At 65.1% G+C, this 17422-nt stretch carries 18 protein-coding genes; 5 read left to right on the forward strand and 13 right to left on the reverse strand.

What is annotated here, in order from left to right:
- The first annotated feature begins 2 nt into the window (after positions 1–2).
- Together F8E02_RS02905 and F8E02_RS02910 are read left to right on the forward strand one after the other, a co-directional pair.
- Positions 3–2855 (forward strand): PAS domain S-box protein, encoded by a 2853-nt coding sequence (locus F8E02_RS02905; protein WP_317063953.1) that lies wholly within the window; start codon positions 3–5, stop codon positions 2853–2855.
- Positions 2852–4078 carry a sensor histidine kinase gene (locus F8E02_RS02910; RefSeq protein WP_317063954.1) on the forward strand — a complete coding sequence of 409 codons (1227 nt, stop codon included), beginning with the start codon at positions 2852–2854 and terminating at the stop codon, positions 4076–4078. Before F8E02_RS02905 ends, F8E02_RS02910 begins: the two co-directional genes overlap by 4 nt.
- A 19-nt stretch (positions 4079–4097) precedes the next feature.
- On the opposite strand, the gene F8E02_RS02915 is transcribed toward F8E02_RS02910, so the two are convergent.
- Complete coding sequence (locus F8E02_RS02915) at positions 4098–4691, reverse strand: site-2 protease family protein (RefSeq protein ID WP_317063955.1); 594 nt, start codon at positions 4689–4691, stop codon at positions 4098–4100.
- 96 nt (positions 4692–4787) lie between these two features.
- Between F8E02_RS02915 and F8E02_RS02920 the strand changes: the two genes are divergently transcribed.
- Positions 4788–5072, forward strand: a complete 285-nt coding sequence (locus tag F8E02_RS02920; RefSeq protein WP_317063956.1) for a chorismate mutase — start codon at positions 4788–4790, stop codon at positions 5070–5072.
- Positions 5073–5217: 145 nt separating this feature from the next.
- Here F8E02_RS02920 and argB read toward each other — a convergent pair whose 3' ends face one another.
- The 6 genes from argB to F8E02_RS02950 all read right to left on the reverse strand — a co-directional run bounded on the left by argB (position 5218) and on the right by F8E02_RS02950 (position 10220).
- The gene (gene argB / locus F8E02_RS02925) at positions 5218–6087 is read right to left on the reverse strand and encodes an acetylglutamate kinase (protein ID WP_317063957.1); all 870 of its coding nucleotides are present in this window, start codon (positions 6085–6087) and stop codon (positions 5218–5220) included.
- Positions 6084–7235: a bifunctional ornithine acetyltransferase/N-acetylglutamate synthase gene (gene argJ / locus F8E02_RS02930; RefSeq protein ID WP_317063958.1), complete on the reverse strand. Its 1152-nt coding sequence runs from the start codon at positions 7233–7235 to the stop codon at positions 6084–6086. The genes argB and argJ overlap by 4 nt, the downstream gene beginning before the upstream one ends.
- Positions 7232–7714: a CBS domain-containing protein gene (locus tag F8E02_RS02935; RefSeq protein ID WP_317065138.1), complete on the reverse strand. Its 483-nt coding sequence runs from the start codon at positions 7712–7714 to the stop codon at positions 7232–7234. Before F8E02_RS02935 ends, argJ begins: the two co-directional genes overlap by 4 nt.
- Positions 7715–7724: 10 nt before the next feature.
- Positions 7725–8711 carry an N-acetyl-gamma-glutamyl-phosphate reductase gene (gene argC, locus F8E02_RS02940; protein WP_317063959.1) on the reverse strand — a complete coding sequence of 329 codons (987 nt, stop codon included), beginning with the start codon at positions 8709–8711 and terminating at the stop codon, positions 7725–7727.
- Between the two features lie 26 nt (positions 8712–8737).
- On the reverse strand, positions 8738–9643 hold the full coding sequence (locus tag F8E02_RS02945) for an ADP-ribosylglycohydrolase family protein (RefSeq protein WP_317063960.1): 906 nt from the start codon (positions 9641–9643) through the stop codon (positions 8738–8740).
- A 169-nt stretch (positions 9644–9812) separates the two neighbouring features.
- Positions 9813–10220, reverse strand: a complete 408-nt coding sequence (locus tag F8E02_RS02950) for a bacteriohemerythrin (protein ID WP_317063961.1) — start codon at positions 10218–10220, stop codon at positions 9813–9815.
- Between the two features lie 159 nt (positions 10221–10379).
- On the opposite strand from F8E02_RS02950, the gene F8E02_RS02955 reads away from it, so the two are divergent.
- Entirely contained in the window at positions 10380–11195 is an 816-nt protein-coding gene (locus tag F8E02_RS02955; RefSeq protein ID WP_317063962.1) for a hypothetical protein, read from the forward strand.
- A gap of 63 nt (positions 11196–11258) precedes the next feature.
- Positions 11259–12191, forward strand: coding sequence for an AEC family transporter (locus tag F8E02_RS02960; RefSeq protein ID WP_317063963.1), 933 nt, complete (start codon positions 11259–11261; stop codon positions 12189–12191).
- 15 nt (positions 12192–12206) lie between these two features.
- On the opposite strand, the gene F8E02_RS02965 is transcribed toward F8E02_RS02960, so the two are convergent.
- From F8E02_RS02965 to F8E02_RS02990, 6 genes are all read right to left on the reverse strand, one after another.
- Complete coding sequence (locus F8E02_RS02965; protein WP_317063964.1) at positions 12207–12470, reverse strand: hypothetical protein; 264 nt, start codon at positions 12468–12470, stop codon at positions 12207–12209.
- A 116-nt stretch (positions 12471–12586) separates the two neighbouring features.
- On the reverse strand, positions 12587–13264 hold the full coding sequence (locus F8E02_RS02970; protein WP_317063965.1) for a hypothetical protein: 678 nt from the start codon (positions 13262–13264) through the stop codon (positions 12587–12589).
- A 158-nt stretch (positions 13265–13422) separates the two neighbouring features.
- A complete protein-coding gene (locus F8E02_RS02975; protein WP_317063966.1) occupies positions 13423–14277 on the reverse strand; it encodes a prenyltransferase in 855 nt (284 codons plus the stop codon).
- A 6-nt stretch (positions 14278–14283) separates the two neighbouring features.
- Positions 14284–15108 carry a phytoene/squalene synthase family protein gene (locus F8E02_RS02980; RefSeq protein WP_317063967.1) on the reverse strand — a complete coding sequence of 275 codons (825 nt, stop codon included), beginning with the start codon at positions 15106–15108 and terminating at the stop codon, positions 14284–14286.
- An 8-nt stretch (positions 15109–15116) separates the two neighbouring features.
- On the reverse strand, positions 15117–16589 hold the full coding sequence (locus F8E02_RS02985; RefSeq protein ID WP_317063968.1) for a phytoene desaturase family protein: 1473 nt from the start codon (positions 16587–16589) through the stop codon (positions 15117–15119).
- A gap of 97 nt (positions 16590–16686) precedes the next feature.
- Positions 16687–17421 (reverse strand): carotenoid biosynthesis protein, encoded by a 735-nt coding sequence (locus F8E02_RS02990; RefSeq protein WP_317063969.1) that lies wholly within the window; start codon positions 17419–17421, stop codon positions 16687–16689.
- Position 17422: the final 1 nt, after the last annotated feature.

Genomic DNA, 17422 nt, shown 5'->3' on the forward strand with positions numbered 1-17422 from the left:
CCGTGACCTCAGCCGAGCCCCCGGAACGTCTTTGCGGCACGCCGCCGGATTACCTGATACTCGACGATCTCGACGAGGGCATCCTCGTAATCGGTGAGGACCACGGCGCCGTCCGGGCCAACCCTGCTTTTTACAGGATGATCGGGGACCCGATGGGAAAATCAGGGGAGATCTTCCGCGCGATCCCCGGTCTCGTCGAGAGGCTCCACGCAGCGCCCGGAGAGAGGATCCCGGAGTTCGAGTGCCGGGTTCGTGCAGCAGACGGGAGAGAGCGCCGGTGCCTCTGTTCTGGCCGGAGGGGGCCGTCCGGTGAGTGCTGGGTGCTCCGGTTCAGGGAGCCCCCCGACAGGACGAAGGATTACGAGGCGATCGTCGAGCATACCGGGACGGCGACAATCCTGATCGAGGGCGACGGCATCATCTCGATGGCAAATACGGAGTTTGAGCGGCTTTCGGGGTACGCCCGGACCGGGATCGTCGGCATCAAGCGGCTTACCGACTTTGTCGCCTCCGGGGAAGAACGAGAGCGGATCGTGGGGTATCACACCCTCCGGCGGAGAGTGCCCGGGGCCGCACCCAAGAACTACTCGTTTACGTTCACCGACCGTTCGGGCAACCTGCATGCAATCGAGGCCACCATCGGCCTGATACCGGGCACGGCACGCTCGGTCATGTCGCTTCTCGACGTGACCGGGCGGAGGCAGGCGGAACAGGCGCTGCAGGAGAGCGAGGAGCGGCTGAACCTCGCGCTCTCGGCGGCTAACGACGGGCTGGTCGACTGGGACGTCCGCAGCGGTGAGATATTTTACAGTTCCAGGAGTTTCACGATGCTCGGCTACGAGCCGGACGCGTTCGCGCCCACAATCCCGACAATCCTCGCGCTCGTCCACCCGGAGGACCGCGGCCACGTCGAGGCGATGCTCGACGAACTGGTCACCGGGCGCCGGGACCGCTGCGAGATGGAGTTCCGGATCCGTTCCGCCTCCGAAAAGTGGGTTTACATACTCGACCGGCTCAGGGTAGTCGGGTACGACGAGAGCGGCAGGCCGATCCGGGTCGTGGGAACCCATACCGATATCACGGAGAGGAAGGAGGCGGAGAGGGAACTCCTGATCCGGAAGAGGGCAATAGAATCATCGTTTGCCGCCATCGCCGTCGCCGACCTCGACGGGCGCCTGACCTACGCCAACCGGGCGCTGCTCGCGATGGGCGGGTTCACCGATCCCTGCGAGGTGATCGGGAAGCACCTCTCGGAACCCTGGACGGATCCCGAAAAAGCCGAGAGGATCCTCCGGACGCTCAAAGAGCAGGGCAGGTGCACCGGGGAGCTCGTCGGCCGCAGGGTCGACGGGGAGGAGTTCATCGCCCATGTTACCGCGAACATCGTGACCGACGATTCCGGGACTCCAGTCTGCATCATGGCCACCGCGGTCGATATCACCAGAGAGAGGCGTATGAAGGAGGCGCTCCGGGAGAGCGAGGAGAGTTACCGGACGCTCGCCGAGTCGGCGCCGGATATCATCTTCCTCGTCGATCTCGAAGGGAATGTTCTTTATGTAAACGGCGCCGGCGGCCGCCTGCTCGGCACGGACCCGGAGAGCCTCCGCGGAGAGAACATCAGGGATCTCTTCCCGTCCGCCGTTACAGAGAGGTGGTTTGCGATGCTCCGGACCGCGGCGGAGGCGCCCGGTAGGGTCCTCACCGATGAGACCCTGCTCCCCCGGAACGGCGGGGGCACCTGGCTCGAGACGCGCCTCATCCCGATCGCGGGACGCGACGGGACCGTCCGGCACCTGCTCGGGATCAGCCGCGACGCCACCGCGCGGAGAGAGGCGGAAGAGCAGCTCCGGTTCCAGGCCCGGGTGCTCTCGCAGGTGGAGGACGCCGTGATCGCGGCCGATACAGAGGGGCGGATCACCTATATGAACCCGGCCGCAGAACGATTCCACGGGGTTTCTTCGAGCGAGGCCCTCGGCCGGCCCTGCAGGGAACTCTTCACCTGCGAATGGCTCAGCCCGAGCGATGAAGAAGAAGTCAGGACCTCCCTTTCGTCATCCGGGACCTGGCGGGGCGTCGTTCTCCTCCGAAAGCCGGACGGGGAGGCAATATTCGTCGACGAGACCATCAGCTCCTTAAACGACGATGAAGGAAGGGTTACCGGAACGCTCTGTTCTCTCCGCGACGTTACTGCCCGGAGGCGAGCCGAACTCGAGCTCCGGATCAAGGATATGGCGATAGCGTCGTCGCTCGACGCCATCTCTCTCACCGGTCTCGACGGGAGGATCATCTACGTCAATCGTGCCTCCCTTTCCATCCACGGGTGGGAGCGGGAGGAGGAGATCGTCGGACAGCCGGCTTCAGTGCTCTGGGCCGACCCGGAGGAAGTGGACCGGGTCATGGAAGTGTTCCGCAGGGACGGTGCCTGGTCAGGGGAGGTGACGGGCCGACGGCGGGACGGATCGACCTTCCCCATGCAGCTCGCCCTCTCGATCGTCACCGACGAGTCGGGGAGAGCACTCTGCGCGATGGGGTCGGGGATCGATATCACCAGGCGCAGAGAAGCCGAACGAGAGCTCCGGATCCGGGATATGGCGATAGCCACCTCTTCGAGCGCGTTCACCATCGCCGGTCTTGACGGCTGCCTCACCTACGTCAACCAGGCGCTTCTCGCGATGTGGGGCTACGCCTCCCCCTCCGAGGTTATCGGAAGACCGGTCACGGGACTGTGGGACGACAGAGAGGAGGCCGCGGCCGCTCTCCGGACGCTCCTTGAGACCGGCAGGTATACCGGGGAGCGGGTCGCGAGGAGGCAGGACGGAACGACGTTTCACGTCATGTTCTCCGGAACCTGGTGACGAGCGATACCGGAGAACCCATCTGCCTCGCGGCGTCGCTCACCGATATCACCGACCTGAAACAGGCCGAGATGGAGGTGCAGGCCCACAACCGGGCGCTCTCGGCCTTAAACCAGATCATCGGCATATCGACATCCGCAACAGACATCGACGAGATGCTGGAGAGCGTGCTCGCGGCAACCCTTGCCTTTCTCGACCTCCCCGGCGGGGGCATATACCTGATCGAGCCGGGGAAGCGGAGTGCAGAACTCATCTGCACGAGAGGGCTTCCCGAGGGCTTCCCCCGGCACTCGCGCATCCCGGACATCACCGTTCCACCCTACGCGGAGGTGCTCGTGGCAGGCAGGTCCTTATTCTTCGATGAGCACCTGCAACTCCGCTACCCCGGGGAAAACGGCAGGAAGCCCCGCCAGTGTGCCAGCATCCCGATCATGGCGCACGGGAGGATCATCGGGGCCCTGAACGTGGTGCCGCGCGAAGATAGCCGGTTTGCCGACGCCGACCGGTCCCTCCTTACGGCTATCGGGAGAGAGATCGGCACCTCGGTCGAGCGGACGATGCTGATCCGGCAGCTCGAGATGGCCGAGCGGGAGGCAAATCTCTATCTCGACATCCTCAGCCACGATATCAGGAACGCAGAGAACGTATCCGGCCTCTACGCCGACCTCCTCATCGATATCCTCGACGGGGAAGCCAGGGGCTACGCACAGAAGCTCCAGACAAGCATCAGGAAGAGCATCGAGATCTTGAGGAACGTCTCGACGATCCGCCGGATCCACCAGGAGTCTGCCGTGCTCGTGCCGGTCGACCTCGATCAGGTGATCCGGGAGGAGATCGGAATGTTCCCCGAGATCCGGCTCCACTACAGCGGCACGGATCTTGCGGTCCTGGCCGACGCCCTCCTCCCCGAGGTCTTCACGAACCTGATCGGGAACGCCATCAAGTTCGGGGGACCGACGGTCGAGATCGCGATCCGGGTGGAGGAGCGCGGCGGGATCCACATCTCGATCGAGGATACCGGGCCGGGGGTGCCGGACGAGATGAAAGAGACCATATTCATGCGATTCGGGCAGAGCAGGCATCGGAGGAGCGGCCAGGGCCTCGGCCTCTACATCACCCGGATGCTTGTTCTGCGTTACGGCGGAAGGATCTGGGTCGAGGACCGGGTACCGGGCCGGCCTGAATGCGGTGCGGCGTTCCGGTTCTCGCTGAAGAAGGCCTGAAAACAGGAAGATGGATCCCTCAGACGAGGGAGAGGGACCAGAAGAGGAGCCCGACGGAGGAGATGATGAGGACGGCAAAGACGGCCGGGTTCCAGTCGAGGACTTTGCGCCCGTCTAGCACGCTGATCGGGAGCATATTGAAGGTGGCGATCATGGCGTTGATCCGGAGCCCGACGAGGGCCACGAGACCGATGAGCCCGCCGCCGGAAAAGAGCAGCAGGGCCGCGAACGGTATGCAGAGGACGAGGTTCGTGATCGGCCCCGCCGCCGAGATCCACCCGTTCTCTCTCCGGGTCGCGTTTCCGTAGACGTAGGTCGCCCCCGGTGCCGCGAAGACGACCCCGACGAGCGCCGCCATCACCACGGCGACGAGGAGCATCTGGTTATCCTTCTGGAACTCCGCCCAGTAGCCGTAGCGCATGGCGACAAACTTGTGCGCGAGCTCGTGGAGGACAAAGGCGACCCCCACCGTGACGAGCGACATCACGAAGAGGATGACGAACGCGGTGAAATCCACTCCGCCGCGGACGTAGATCAGGGTGAAGGCGATCGAGATGGCGAGCCACGCGATCAGGAGGTCCTTGCGCTCGCGCAGCGGTATTCTTTCCAGCATCCGGTACCAGGTTTGTCCCGGCACGATAATATCCTTCCCTCCTCCGGGGCTCGCCGACCCGCTGGATTTAATCCCGGCCGGGGCAACCTATGGTACATGTCCCTTGATGCCGTCAGGAGCGAGATTCGCGAGATCGACGAGAAGATCATCGATCTGGTTGCAGAGCGGCAGAGACTCGCGGCCGAGGTCGCCCGGATCAAGCAGGAGAAGAGCCTCCCCATCCACGACCCGGCACAGCGGCGAGTGGTCCTCGACCGGATCTTCACCTACGCCGTCGAGAGCCGGATCGATCCGGTCGCCGTCCGGAAGGTCTTCGAGATCCTGATCGAGATGAGCGAGGAGCGGCAGCGGGAGTGCAGCGGCGACGGCAACCTGCCGTGAGAAAGGGTTACGGGCTGTCCCGGCCCGGGTCTCGCGCGAAGCCGCGAAAGCCGCGAAGAGGAAGCGCATTTGCTACGGGCTTCGCGTTCTTCGCGCCTTCGCGTGAATTAACAGCGCTTGAGAACTTGTAAAAGAAGAGGGATGGTCAGGGGACGAGCATCGTCCCGACGCCCTGGTCGGTGAAGAGCTCGAGGAGCAGGTTGTGCTCCCGGTTGCCGTTCACGACATGGGCGCTCACGACGCCGTTCCTGACCGCCTTCATGCACCCGTCGAGTTTCGGGATCATCCCTCCGCTGATGGTCCCGTCGGCGATCATCGCCTCCGCTTCGGTGAGCGCAAGGCGGTGGTAGACCATGCTCCGGTCGGCGTTCATCACGCCGTCGACGTCCGTTAAGTTGATCAGCTTGAATGCGCGGAGAGCGATCGCGATCTCGGCGGCCGCCGTGTCGGCGTTGATGTTCAGGCTCCGGCCCTGCCGGTCGATGGCGATCGGGGCCACAACCGGGATATAGTTCTGGGCGAGGAGGCAGTGGAGCACCTCAGGGTCGACCTCCTCGATCTCCCCGACTTGGCCGAGATCCACCTCCTGCACCACCTCCCCGACCTTTATCCGCTGGGGCTCCATCTTCCGGGCGATGAGAAGGTTGCCGTCGTTGCCGGAGATCCCGACCGCACGGGTGCCGCAGTTCGCGATGAGCGAGACGATCCCGTCGTTGATCTTCCCCACGAGGACCATCTGGGCGATCTCGAGGGTCTCTGCATCGGTGATCCGGAGGCCGCCGACGAATTTAGGCTCCTTACCCATCGCCTGCATCTTCGCGGTGATCTCCGGGCCCCCGCCGTGGACCAGGACGACCTTCATCCCCACGTAGCGGAGGAGAACGGCGTCGCGGATCACCGTGTCGAGGATGTTCTGGTCGACCATCGCGTGGCCGCCGAGCTTGATCACGATCGTCTTGCCGGAGAACTTCTGGATGTAAGGGAGTGCCTCCATCAGCACGTCTTCGCGTTTCATGTCGTATACTTCCCGTTGATCTCTACGTACTTCTCGGTGAGGTCGCATCCCCACGCCGTCGCCGATCCATCGCCCGCATCGAGGTCGAGGTCGAACGTGACGGTCTTCCCATGCATCGCGGCCTTTGCCGCTCCGAGGTCGGCGACGATCTCGCCGCGGCGGACGAGCGGCGTCCGCCCGGCGCCCTCGCCGACCCACAGGGAGACCGCGTAGGGGTCGAACTCCACGCCGGCTCTCCCGGCGGCCGCGACCACCCGGCCCCAGTTCGGGTCTTCGCCGTAGATGGCGGTCTTGACGAGCGGGGAGGCGACGACGGTCCGGGCCACATCGGCTGCGGCCTCCTCGTCGGGGGCGCCGCGGACGGTCACCGTGAGGAGCTTCGTCGCTCCTTCGCCGTCGCGGGCGATCTGGACGGCGAGGTCCCGGCAGACGGCCTCGATCGCTCTCGCGAGTTCTTCCCGATCCACGCTCCCTGCAACGCCGGTCGCGGTGCAGAGGGCGACGTCGTTCGTGCTCGTGTCCCCGTCGACCACGACCCGGTTGAATGACCGCCGGGTCGCCTGGCGGAGGATATCCCGGAGGACCGGGCCCTCGACCTCGGCGTCGGTGTAGAGGAACGCAAGCATCGTCCCCATATTCGGGGCGATCATCCCGCTCCCCTTGGTGATCCCGCCGACGGCAAACGACTCCGTCTCGACGAGGGCGTGTTTCTGGAAGGTATCGGTCGTCATGATCGCCTTCCCCGCCGCGTCCTCGGCATCGGGGGTCCGTGCAATGAGCGGTGCGACCCGCCTGCACTGATCCCGGATGAGGGGCAGGTCGAGGTAGCGTCCGATCACCCCGGTGCTCGCGACGCCGATCGACTCCGGTGCAAGGCCGAGGGCTCCCGCCGCGATACCGCACATCTCCACCGCGTCGCGGTATCCCCGCTCGCCGGTGTAGGCGTTCGCGCACCCGCTGTTCACGACGACGGCGTCGAGCGTCCCTCTCTTCATCCGCTCCATCATCACCTCGACCGGGGCCGCACGCATTTTGTTCGACGTGAAGACCCCGGCCGCCGTTCCGCTCGCCCTGATCAGGGCGAGCCCGAACTTTCCTTCCTTGATACCCCAGGCACTGACGCCTTCGACTCCACAGATACTCTTCATACTTCTTCTCCTGAAGTCGCTCCAATCCCCCGGACGATGTCGGCCCGGGTGACGATCCCGACCAATCTTCCGTCGCGGAGCACCGGGAGGCGCGCGATCCCCTCGTGCAGCATCTGACTTGCCGCGTCGACGATATCGGCGTCCTCGTCGATGGCGACGACCGGGCTGCTCATTACCCGCCGCACCTCCATATTCCCGATATCGGCGAGCGCCCGCTTCGTCCTCTCCCAGTTGATGAACTCCCGGACCGGGACCTCGATCACCTCGAGCGGCGAGGGGAGCCAGAGGTCTTCCGAGAGGTCGCCGGTATCGAGGAGCGAGAGGATATCGGTCTCGGTGACGATTCCCGCCACCCGCTCCCCGTCCATCACGGGGAGCCCGCCGATGTGATACTTCCGGAGCAGTCCCGCCGCCTCGCGCACCGGCGAGTCGACCCGGACGGTCACGGGGTTCTGGGTCATGACGTCCCTGACCTGCATCGCCGTCACCTCAGGGGAGCATCCCGCCGCAGCGGAGACCGGCGTCTTCCGCAAACCCGCACATCAGGTTCATGTTCTGGATCGCCTGGCCGCTCGCACCCTTGACCAGGTTGTCGATCGCCGAGACCGCGACGACCCGGTCGCCCTCGCTCTCGACCGCGACGTCGCAGAAGTTCGTCCCGCGGACGGCGGCGAGGGTCGGCTTCTGGTAGCGGACGAAGAACTCGTTCTCGTAGAACTTCTTATAGAGCGCCTCGACCTCGTTCTGCCCCATCGGCTCATTGAGAAGGATGTGGGCCGTCGTGAGGATGCCCCGGTTCACCGGGAGGAGGTGCGGCGTGAAGTAACACCGGGCGTTTGAACCGAGCCGGGCCGCCTCCTGCTTCATCTCCGCGAGATGCCGGTGGGTCGTCCACTTGTAGGCGCTGAAGTTGTCGCCGACGTTTCCGTAGTGGGTGGTCGCGGAGGGGGAGTTCCCGGCCCCGGATACCCCGGTCTTTGAGTCGTAGATGATGGTGTGGGCGTATTTTGCGAGCGGCGCCGCGGCAAGGGTCGCCCCCGTGGGGAAACAGCCGGGGTTCGCGACGAACGAGGCTCCCCTGACCTCGTCGCGGTGGAGCTCGCAGAGGCCGTAGGGGGCCTCGAAGTATGCCTCGTGCGGCACGCCGTAGGTCTTCTCGAAGATCTCTTTCGCGAGCCGGTAATCGGCCGAGAGGTCGACGGTCTTGATCCCCCGTTCCATCAGCGTCCCGGCTACCTTCATCGCGGCCGTGTGCGGCACGGCGAGGAAGACGAAGTCGGCATCGATATCGCCGGCCTCGGTGTTCCGGAAGACGAGATCGGTCAGTCCCCGGAGGTGGGGGTGGACCGAGGCGACGGGGGTGCCGTCCAGGCTCCGGGATGTCGCCGCGACGACATCTGCGGACGGGTGCTGCAGCAGAAGCCGCATCAGCTCGCCGCCGGTGTATCCGGATGCACCGATAATCGCAATTTCCATAAGAAAGAGGTGTCGTTTATAGAATCTTAAGGCTTTGTGGTATACCGCCCATACAGGCGGGCGGCCGCCGACTCGATCTCCTCCCGCCCCTCGAGCCCTGCGAGGAGATCCTGCGGAAGGGCCGACTTCCCGTAGACGGCACCCGCGTAGGCCCCGCAGATGAGCGCGATGGTGTCGGTGTTCCCCCCGACGTGCGCCGCGGTGGAGAACAGCGTCGTTACGTCCCGTATCCGGCTGATCAGGAAGAAGGCGAGCGGAACGGTCTGGTAGACGGTGACGTCGTTCCCGATCACCGATAACGCGCTCTCGAGGCTGATCCCCTCGTCTGCGAGGCGGAGAGCGGCGCGGATCTTGTTGCCGAGGGTGACGTCCTCAAGACAGGCATGCTTCTCGGCGAGGGAGAGGGCGTCGGAGCGGCCGCGGACGGCGTGGTGGACGAGCATCGCGACGGTGACGGCTCCCGCATGCGCCGCGGGGTGGGTGTGGGTGACGCTGCAGGCCTGGACCACCCGCTCGGTGACGTCGACCGGATCGCCGTAGGCGAGCCCGAAGGGGATGGCGATGCTGATGCAGCCGGCGGTGTTCGAGGCGACGCCGGCCGGCTTCTCACCGGAGAGGAGGAGGTGCCGGCACGCGGCGTCGACGGCGCCGTCGGGGAACCGGAGCTCTTCGTTCATGTACATCCGGGCAAGGGCGGCCGCGTACTCCTTTTCCGCGTAGGTGCCGTCGGCGAGCATCCCGGCCATGAGAAGCATCATCTGGGTGTCGTCGGTAAACTGGCCGGGTTTCAGCCCCGCGTTCGGGTGCCCCCGCCACGCCCGGCGGTATCCCTCGTGGAGGCGCTGGAGATCGGGCGGCGTGCTCTCCCGCGCCATGCCGAGCGCGTCCCCGATGGCGGCGCCGAGGAGACAGCCCTTGAACTGGTCGAGCATCTTAGATAGTATCTCTCCAAGGGTCCCACTTAAGGATTGTTATGTAGCGCGCGGGATCGCTCATGGGGCATCTCCGTCTTCAGCCCCCGCCCTTACCGCTCCGATCGACCCCCGGCTACTCGACCACAGGTATGCAAGACGGTTCCGGACGACCGGACGACCGGCACCCTCAGGAGAGGCCGTGCTCACGGAAGCAGTCGGCGTAGCGCACGTCCGATCCCCGGATGTGGTTTGCTACCCAGTCGCGGAGGAAGCCCATGACCTGGATCGAGAGGCCGAGCCTGCCCTCCTCGAACCCCTTTGCGAACTCGCCGACCCTCGCGACGAAGGCCTGGTGCTCGCGCCGGTGCGCGGCAAGGCCGGCGTAGCCGAACTTCTGCATGTACTGCTCCTCGGTCGAGAAGTGGTACTGCGTGTAGGCGGCGAGGTCCGCGAGCACCTTCCCGAGGACATCTTTTCCGCGTTTTTCGAGCATCGCGTCGTGAAGGTCGTTGATGAGCGATACGAGGTTCCGGTGCTGGCCGTCGATCTCGCCGACGCCGACGGAGAGGTCGTCGGACCATTTCATGAACGTCATGATAAGGGATAGGAAGTCCTTGCGTATAATTTGTTCGCTATTCTACGAACATAACTTGAGCAGAATTACGAAGAAGGACTCGTCATCGCGACGGACAACCGGAGAGGTGCTGATAGTGAGCCCATATCTCTAAATCACCTCCTTTCCTAACGTGATACGATGCACTCGAAGGTGTGGGTCTGGCTCGGTTTCGGCGCCGTTCTCGTTCTTGCCGTGGCCAGCCTCGCCATACTCGCCGCCTTCCCCGCGGATCAGCACACGCAGGAACCGGTCAAGCGGGTGGACTGGATACTGCCATTCGGACCGGGGTTCGATTACCGCGGCCCCGGTGAGAGCCTGGTCATCGTCTACGACGCCGATAGCGAGACCTGGCATCTCAAGGACGCCACCACCTGGAACCGGACCATCTCCCTCGGCGACCGCTACAGCCTCGATCCGGCACATCCGGAGGATATCCGCTACACCCCCGATACCTTAGTCGAGGGCGACAAGATCAGCCTCAACTTCTTCGTCCGGAACCTTGCGGGTGAAGACTGCGCCCATGCCGATCTTGCCGTGACAACGGAGGTCGCGAGCCTGAACGCCGCCACCGGGTCCCCGGAAGGTGATATCCTCCCCGGCGCCGTGATCGCGCTATCCATCGACGACCTCGCCGCCGGCGAATGGCGCGAAGTGCGGGTGACGGCGGACCTCCCGCGACACGCTCCAGAGGAAGTCCTCTCCCTGACGATCGGTCTTGCCGCCCCGTACACCTTCACGGCCCCGAACGGCACGCCGATCACCTTTGATTTCTGGCGGATGAACGTCGTTTCTGGCCCCGGCCCCGCCTCCACCAGTGGAGATGTAGTCGATCCCGGCTATACTCCGGACCCCGACTACAACAGGGCCCGCCTCCCCATGGGATCAGCGACGTTCGTCGTAGCCGGGATAGATGCACCGGAACCGGTCCCGCGCCCGACCCTCCAGGCGGGTTGAACGAGCAGAACCGTAAAGGTTGAGCAGCACCCACACTGGTGAACCGGACGGAGCGGCACCCTCATGAACGGCGCGATCACGGACTTCCTGATAGTCGCAGACCAGATCTTCATCCTGGTCCTCCTGATCGCCGCCGGCTACGTCGCCGTCACCACGAAGATCGTCGACCCCCGGGCCACCCGGGGGCTCTCGGGGCTTCTGATCAACATCACCATTCCGGCGCTGATCATCGCCTCGATGCAGGTGCCCTTCACCCCCGAGCGCCTCGCGGGCGCCCAGACCCTGATCCTCGCGACCGGGGCGCTCTACGTCTTCTCGTTCGCCCTCGCCTGGGCCGTCTCGAAGGCCATGCGGGTCCCGCCCGCGGAGGAGGGGGTCCTCCAGTTCGCGATCGTCTTCGGGAACGTGGGGTTCATGGGGTTCCCGGTCGCCCTGACGCTCTTCGGGGAGGAATCCCTCTTCTACGTCGCGATCTTCAACCTCATCTTCAATATCCTCGTCTTCTCGGTCGGGATCATGATGCTCACCGGCGGGAGAGGAAAGAGGTTCGACCCGCGGCTGCTCCTGAACCCCGGGATCGCGGCCTCCGTCGTCGGGTTCGCCCTCTTCCTCGGCTCCGTGGAGATCCCGTCGCCGTTCATCGACTCGATCGACCTCCTCGGCGGGGTGACGACGCCGCTTGCGATGATCATCGTCGGGGCGATGCTCGCGACGTTCCCGGCGCGGGAGATGATCGGGGACTGGCGGATCGGGGTGGCGAGCGCCATCCTCCTCCTCGCCGTCCCGATTGCCTACTGCTACCTCCTCGCCCCGGTCTTTGCCGACCCCTACATCAACGGGATCATGATCACGATGGCCGCGATGCCGGCCGCGGCGAACACCGTCATCTTCGCGGAGCAGTACGGCGCTAATTCCCGGCTCGCGTCACAGATAGTCTTCGTCTCGACGATCGGGTCGCTCGTCACGATCCCGCTCGTCACGACGGTACTGTTGTAGGACAGTAATGGGCCCTCACCGGTCCCCCGGATCGTTCAGGCGCCGCTCGATCTCCCCGACGGTCTTTTCCATGGACGCAACCGATTCTTCCAGGTCCGCCACGCCGGTGGCGACTGCCGCCGAGAGCAACCGGACCTGCTGAAGCATCTCGGCGGCGATCAGGATCAGCACCACCAGTGCGACGATGAGGATCATCAAGATCCACTGGTAGGTGAGCGCCGCATACAGGCCGGCCACGATGCCGAAGAAGATCAGCACGACGAGGGATCTGCGCTCCATCAAGAGCACCTCACAACCGGTACCATGATGAGCGGCCCTGCCCGGGCCGCTCCCATTCTCTCCGGATTCATAGTTACTCACTCCTTCGGGCGCCGGCAGTTCACCCGTCTCGTCTGTCAGAACCGGATACCCCCGGCAACAACCTGGTATTCGGCCGGGACCGGGACAAATCCCGACGCTGCGCCCGGCACGGTAGTATCCACCGTCGCCGTCCAGGTATCCTCTTTGACCAGGTGTTTCATGCCCCCGCCGCCCCGGTACTCTAGAGTGAACCTGACCGGGGCTGCATCCTCCGACGGTGGGACGAAGCCGTCGAGGAAGACGACCGAGGTGTATGTTCCACCAGGCAACCGGCTGAACTCTTCAATGTTCATGTCGGGCGTCGCGAGGACCGGCACGAGCAACCGCGGCTCCTCCCTCTTCTCGAACTCACCGGACGATACGGAGATATCGGGCGCGTAGCTGCCTGTCGTCGTGAACGCGAGCATCCTCCCATAAGGCGTCTCCCGGACCGCCGTCTGCCACCCGAAGGCCTGATGCCGACCGGTAAGCATCTCCTCCGAGATGGCCGGAACCGGGACCATGACCGTGGCGGTGCCGTTCACGACAAGATCGGACAGGCCGGTGATCTTGATCGCGTAGGAGTTGTTCGGCATGGTCGTCTCGACGGACCCAGCAGCAAGGAAGAGCAGGAAGACCACCACGGCGAGGAACCCGACCGCTATGAGCAGGTTCAATATGGTCTTCCCGGTCTTTCGACGGTCTTTGCCCATCTTCTCACCAGACTCTGGCACGTGCCTGGGCACCGGCACCTACGGGTGAGAGGTCGACTTTCCCCTATAAACCCTTTCCGTGACGCCCGTCTACTCGACAGACCACTATAACCAGCCCTTTGGAGAAAATGTGGCTTCCTCGGGCCCTGAATGCAGGTCCTGCAAAAGAATGCCCAGTTCTACCACGCCACCGTCCGGAGGGTCGCAAGAAGAAAGACAAGCCCCCCGAGGCCGGTGTTGATATACGGGAGGTACCAGTAGACCCGGTCGATGGAGAGGCTCTTCCGTAAGAGGAGTGCGAGGGGGACGACCGGATAGATCAGGACGAGCAGGCTGAGCGGATTCCAGCCGGAGAGCCGGATGACGAGGGCGGCAAGCCCCGACCAGAACGCCAGGCAGAGGAGGAGCGAGCGCCGTTCCCTGAGGACGACGGCCGTGGTCGTCATCCCCGCGGCCTCGTCGCAGCCGATGTCGGGGATCGCGGAGAAGAGGTGCATCGCGGCGATGTGGAGGTAGCCGGCGAGGACCAGGGCAGGCGGCGGGAGGGTTCCGCTCGCAAGGTAGTAGCCCAGGATCCCCGGGATCACGTAGAGCATGTTCGAGGAGAAGTCAAGGACCGGGACCTCCTTGAACCGCAGGGGCGGAGCGCTGTAGAAGTAGGAGAGGAAGAGGAACGCGAGGAGGAGCGCCCGCCCGACGGCGTCAAGGACGAGGAGGAGCGCGAGGCTGACGGCGCCCGATAGGCCGAGGAGGAGGAGCAGGTTTCGGCCGTCCGCCTCGCTCATGCGGTACTCCTTCACGTCCTTTTTGGGGTTGAACCGGTCGGTCTCCTGGTCCCACCAGTCGTTCACCCCGTAGATGAAGAGGTTTGCCGGGAGGAAGAAGTAGACGAGGAAGAGGGCGTATGCAGGGGCAAAGAAGGCCGACCAGGAATCCATTCCGAGGGCGTAGCCCACCACGTAGGTCCCGCCGGTGTAGATCCAGAACCGGAACCGCGAGACCCGCCAGGCGAGCGAGAGGAGCCGCGGCGCCACGGCGGGTCACGCCTTCAGGGTGTTTGCCGTGACGCCGGTGACGATCCGCGCCACCGACGGCTTCACCTTCCGGCGGTGGACGATGGCCGGGTCGTGCTCGATCGTCCGGGCCGTCCAGCGGTACATGTCCGATGCTGTCCGGATCGGGATCAGGTAACGCCGCGGGATGAACGCAAAGCCGGTCTCCGCCTGCTCCTGCCAGGCCCGGTATCGCCCGATCTGGTACCGGACGAACGCCCCGAACCGGCCGGGGTGCCGGGCGGCGGTTGCCGCCGAGAGGTCGTCGAGCCCGAACAGGTCCATCTCGTCGAGCGGGAAGTAGGTCCGGCCCAGGGTGAGGTCTTCGGCGATGTCGCGGATGAAGTTGACGTACTGCATCGCCCGGCCGAGGTTCTGTGCCGCAATGTGCGACTCCGCCGGAAGATCGAGGACGCGGGCCATCATCAGCCCGACCACCTCTGACGAGCCGTAGAGGTAGTCTTCCAGGTCGCGGATCGTCCGGTAGGAGGCGACCGTGATGTCCCTCTCCATAGAGTGGAGGAACGCCTCCGTCCAGGCCGGATCGAACCCCTTCCGCCCGGAGAGCTCGACGAACGAGTCGACCACTACGTCTCCCGTCGCCTCGCCGGCGGCCGCCGAGGCATACCGTTCGGTGAGGGCATAGAACTCCTCGACCTCCTGCGGCACCGCGTCCACGTAGTCGTCGGCCGTGCGCACGAAACTGTAGAGCGCAAAGACGTCCTCCCGTGCCGCGGGAGGGAAGAAGAGGGTCGAGTAGAAGTAGGTCCTGCTCCCCCGCCTGAAGATGTCGTAGATGGTCCTGTCGATCACGCAACACCTCACCGGTAGCGGCCGGTCAACTCGCGGGCAACGATCTGGGACGAGATCAGGGTCATCGGCACCCCGATCCCGGGATGGGTATACTGGCCGGTGTAGTAGACGTTGCCCACCTTCTTGCTCCGGTGCGCGGGGCGCCAGAGCGCCGTCTGCCGGAGGGTATGGGTGAGGCCGAGCGCCGTGCCCCGGTAGGCGTTGTAGCGGTCGGCAAAGTCGGAGAGGGCGAATATCCGCCGGGTCACGACCGAGTCGCGGACATTCTCGCCGAGAATCTCCTCCATCCGGCTCATGAGGAGGTTGTAGAACCGCTCGCGCAACTCCGGGGTGTCCTCAAGGCCGGGGGCGAGAGGCGCGAGGACGAAGAGCGTATCGGTGCCTTTCGGGGCGGCGGTCGTATCCGTCCTCGACGGAACATTGACGTAGAACGAGGGGTTCTCCGGCCAGGCGGCTTTTTTGGGGTCGAAGATCGTCTCGAACCCCTCCTCCCAGTCGGGCTCGAGGAAGATGTTATGGTGGGCGAGCTTCGCGATCTCCCGGTCGACGCCGAGGTAGGCGACGAACGTGGACGGGGCGAGGACCTTCTTCTCCCAGTAGGAGGCAGGGTAGGACCGCGAGTTCCCGGGAAGGAGGTGCATCTCCGCGAACGGGTAGTCCGCGTTGATCACGACGATGTCGGTCTCGTGAGCGCCGAGGGGAGTGACGACCCGGCGGGCGGTCCCACCCTCGACGTCGATTGCGGTCGCCGGTTCGTTGTAGCGGTACTCGACGCCGAACTCCCGGCCGAGCGTGACGAGCGCCTCGACGACCGCCCGCATGCCACCTTCAGGATACCACACCCCCATGTTCATGTCGATATGTGTCATGATGTGGTAGAACGAGGGGGTGTTCCGGGGGGAGCCGCCGAGGAAGCCGATGGAGTACTGGACGATTTTTCGGGCCTCGTCGCTCGCGAAACGGTTCCTGACGTAGGTCTCCAGGTTCTCGAAGGGGCGGAGTTTCCTCCCCCTGGAGAGGAGGCGCCAGTCGAAGAAGTCGAAGATGCTCCGGTAGTCCCGGTAGAGGAGGTCGTCCATCGTGGTCCGGTAGGTCTCCTCCGACTCGGCGAGATAGCCGCGGAGTTTCTCCGCCCCTTCCGGCTCGAACGTATCGAAGAGCGCGTAGTTCTTCCCGAGATCCGCCGAGATGTCCGCAACCCGCTCGTCGGCGAAGAAGACCCGGTACGATGGGTCGAGCCGCGCGAGCGGGAAGTAGTCCGTGGGCCGTCGCCCAAACTCCGCGAAGAACCGGTCGTAGACGTCCGGCATCAGGTACCATGACGGCCCCATATCGAACGTGAACCCTCCGTCGCGGTGAACGCTCGCCCGGCCCCCGGGCTGCTCGTTCTTCTCGATCACCGTGACATCAAAGCCGCCCTTTGCAAGAAGGGCCGCGACGGAGAGTCCCCCGAACCCGGCCCCGACAATTACAGCCCGCATAAACTCCCCCCACCGTAACGGAAACCGGATGCAGGAGGTCGTATCTTGAATATAAATCTTGGTGTCGGGGTCGGGAGACCCGGCAGCGCTGGGGCGTTCACGCCGGAGACTCGTCGCGGAAGACGACCCGGAGGGTCGCAAGGGCGAGTGCCGCCCCGAGGAGCGCCGGAATCACGAGACCGTTCCGGGTAAGGTAGCCGGTCCAGAACGCCAGGATCAGAAGGAGGCTCGCCGCCACCGCGCCGGGGATCGGCCGGCCGCCTGCGATGAGCCGGAAGAGGGCGATGTAGACCGCTCCCGTCAGGACCCAGCCCGCGAAGTTCGAGACCGGGATCCCGTAGTAGGCGCCGCCCTCAGTCCAGACCCAGAGGCCGGCGTGGACGACTGCCGGGTCGATGACGAGGTCGACGAGGAGGAGGGCGAGGGTCCCGGCCGGGACCAGGCGGCGCCAGGAAGTCCCGACGGCGGCCCCGGCGAGGGCGGCGGCGCCGAGGAGCATCGGGAGGTAGGCGAAGGCGACCGTCCAGGGGACGAGACCGAAGGCCCGGTGGCCGAGGTCGGCCGAATACGTGAACCGGCCATACGGGAAGCCGGTCGCGACGGCGTATGCCTCGACGGCGAGCGGGAGGATGCTCAGGAGGAGGAGGAGCGCGATCCCGCGGGCGGGGCCGAGCCAGCGGACGAGGGCGACGTAGGAGGGGAGGGCGAGGGCGACCATGAAGAGGACCGGGACGGCGGACGGGACTGCCGGGTCGTCGAACCGGACCACCAGGCAGGCGGCGAGGAAGAGGGCGAGGGCGGTGAGGAGGAGGGCCGGCCGGGTGATGCGCATG

The sequence above is a fragment of the Methanoculleus caldifontis genome (assembly GCF_032842345.1).
Lineage (GTDB): Archaea > Halobacteriota > Methanomicrobia > Methanomicrobiales > Methanoculleaceae > Methanoculleus > Methanoculleus caldifontis.